The sequence below is a fragment of the Erwinia sp. genome, assembly GCF_031978025.1.
In the GTDB taxonomy this organism is placed as follows: Bacteria; Pseudomonadota; Gammaproteobacteria; order Enterobacterales; family Enterobacteriaceae; genus Erwinia.
In genome coordinates this window covers 1-2,198 of the sequence record NZ_DALZCD010000130.1, presented here as the reverse complement: position 1 = coordinate 2,198, position 2,198 = coordinate 1, and the positions used below count along the sequence as shown (strand labels likewise).

Annotated in this window: 5 protein-coding genes; 1 reads left to right on the top strand and 4 read right to left on the bottom strand. The window is 55.2% G+C overall.

Annotated features, from left to right (window positions below; translation table 11 throughout):
- Together RTK32_RS11970 and RTK32_RS11965 are read right to left on the bottom strand one after the other, a co-directional pair.
- Positions 1-780: TIGR03756 family integrating conjugative element protein (locus tag RTK32_RS11970; RefSeq protein WP_312044210.1), on the bottom strand; the 780-nt coding region annotated here is incomplete at its 3' end.
- A complete protein-coding gene (locus RTK32_RS11965) occupies positions 780-1,175 on the bottom strand; it encodes a TIGR03757 family integrating conjugative element protein (protein ID WP_312044208.1) in 396 nt (131 codons plus the stop codon). The genes RTK32_RS11970 and RTK32_RS11965, both read right to left, overlap by 1 nt.
- Here RTK32_RS11965 and RTK32_RS11960 point away from each other — a divergent pair.
- The gene (locus RTK32_RS11960; protein WP_312044206.1) at positions 1,168-1,398 is read left to right on the top strand and encodes a hypothetical protein; all 231 of its coding nucleotides are present in this window, start codon (positions 1,168-1,170) and stop codon (positions 1,396-1,398) included. The genes RTK32_RS11965 and RTK32_RS11960 overlap by 8 nt on opposite strands.
- A gap of 17 nt (positions 1,399-1,415) precedes the next feature.
- On the opposite strand, the gene RTK32_RS11955 is transcribed toward RTK32_RS11960, so the two are convergent.
- Both RTK32_RS11955 and RTK32_RS11950 read right to left on the bottom strand, forming a co-directional pair.
- Positions 1,416-1,673 (bottom strand): hypothetical protein, encoded by a 258-nt coding sequence (locus RTK32_RS11955; RefSeq protein ID WP_312044204.1) that lies wholly within the window; start codon positions 1,671-1,673, stop codon positions 1,416-1,418.
- Positions 1,674-1,887: 214 nt separating this feature from the next.
- Positions 1,888-2,198, bottom strand: a 311-nt coding sequence (locus tag RTK32_RS11950; protein ID WP_312044202.1) for a hypothetical protein, incomplete at its 5' end; no start/stop codon positions are given.

Sequence of the window (2,198 nt, the reverse complement as noted above, 5' to 3'; positions counted from 1 at the left end):
GCCAGGCGGCCAGTAACCCGCCTTGCGAGTGCCCTTCAGCTGCTGATAAACGTGGATCTGTCCGGATCGGGTGATGATGTCGGCCACGCGCTGGGCGACGACGGCAGAAGCCTTGTCATCGTCGGCCTGACTGACGAATCCCGATCGCGGATAAAGGTTGCCCCACATGTTGGCACGGGCCTGGCTGCCCAGCTCGCGCTGTCCGGGAATAAGCGCCTCCGGATAAAGCGATTCCGGCAGGCCCGTGCGCCACATAAGCGAATCGAGGGTGCTGAGGAAGTAGGGGTTAAATGCCCGGGCCGCGGTGTCGCAGGAGTAGCCAGCAATGCTGCCGCCAATCAGGGAGGTCGCCGGATGCCCGATGGCGTCCGCATATTTAAATTTGATGTTTGACTGACGACGCCCTGCGTCCTTGATGTCAGCGGCGTTTCCTCCGCCGGCGGCGGCGCCACTGGTCAGCCCGCCGTCAACGACGCCGGCAGCCCCGCTCATAAAAGCCATTTCATGCCAAGGATTGCCGCCCGGGCCGGTGTAGGTCGATACCACCACTTCGGGGATGTAGTGCGTCACCTTAACCGAAGTTTTGACCGAGCAGCCAAAGGGTGTACACATCAGCCAGTAGCAGACGCCGCTCACGCGCCAGCTGATACAGTCCTGCGTCACCGCGCTGGCGATAATCCCGGCGGTATTGATGGCGGCAAACGTGGCGGGCACGGCGGCCACGGCCAGAACCGAAGCCGTACCGGCGGCACAGAGATGCTTTCTGAATGAGCCTGCCATCAGCCTGCCCCCTGCGTGCGGTGCAGGCTGGCCTGCGCCACGTCAGCCGTGCCGTATACCACGTCCCGATCATCAAATACGACGGCGGGGTACTTGTGCAGGCCGATTTCCCAGGCGTGAACCACCTGACGATAGGCGCCGGCAATTTGCGCCTGCTTCCGGGGCCAGTCGGGTGACTGAATGACTTGCTGAGCCTGCAGGGCGGCCTGCTGAGGATCTGACGACAGATCACCGAAAATAGTCTGCTGCAGACGATCGGGCCCGTCCAGCCAGACAACTTCGGTGTCGGCGGTAAGATTCAGGGGAGGGTGCTGAGCGTCGGTGAAAACAACGGTGCCTGCCATTACCTGGATTGGTATCAGCAGGGAAAAACACAGGATTGGCCTGATGCGCATTGCAAATCTCCGTCACGGGTATCAGTGTGTCAGCGTGACAGCCCGTGCACAGGGATTCAGCAGTAAACTCTATTTCGGATTTAGAAAATTTTCAGGCCACGCCAGAATTCAGCGTCTGAACAAAAAAGTACGCGAGAGAACATTTGTAGTGACAGGTTTAACCAGAATGGAAAATTGCCCCCTGCGCTTTCGGGAGGCATTTGGAAAAACAGATAAAAACTGACCAATGAAGATTTACTGTTAAATTTTCTTATTCATTTGAGCCATGCCGATATCGAACTTATGATTTTTTGCTGCGTCCAGCACCTCTCCGAGCCCCTGACGTTCAGGTCCGTCCCGGCCATCAAGACCCTCGCCTTCAGAACGATTAAACTTAACAAAGTTATAAATGGTTTCAACGCAAAGCTCAGCCAGTTCGGCTCGCGAACTGGCACTGTCGTTTTCACCATTCTTTAAAAAATTCTCCAATTCCTGAGCAATACTACTTGTGTTTTTCACTAAACAACCCTCTTTGTGATTTATTGAAATAACATAATTCGATCATTGTTAGTTAGTGAAATTAATGTCTTCAAGCATTTTGAAGCAAGATGAGATCGAGTGTTAATTGAAAGCAGATGTTAATTAACGTTGGTCAAAAGGTTTGATTTGATGCTTTGTATTTGCAAAAAAACCGGCCAGATTGGCCGGCTAATTGATACGTCTGAGACGGGCATTACTCCTGAAAAACACTGCTAACCCAGAGCGTCATATACACCATATCCGCCGCGTCGGGCACGTTGACGTACCAGCGGGGCGAGTCAAATTCGTTGTCCAGCGGCAGGCTGGCGCGGCCTTCCTGGGTCACAAGAATATCCGCGCGCTTGCCCCGGCTGTCTTCCAGATGAATGGCGACGCAGCTGTTTTTCCCGATCCGGTGCGGGTTACAGCTAATGGCAACCGGCGGCTGCAGTCGGTCCTTCAGCGCGCCTTTCATGGCCTCAAGCCGCTCCTGGGTGCTCTGCGTGGCGACAGGCTCACCCTGGG

Coding starts and splice junctions, on each gene's coding strand:
- RTK32_RS11960 (WP_312044206.1), top strand. CDS start 1,168: ATGCGCATTGCAAATCTCCGTCACGGGTATCAGTGTGTCAGCGTGACA.
- RTK32_RS11965 (WP_312044208.1), bottom strand. CDS start 1,175: ATGCGCATCAGGCCAATCCTGTGTTTTTCCCTGCTGATACCAATCCAG.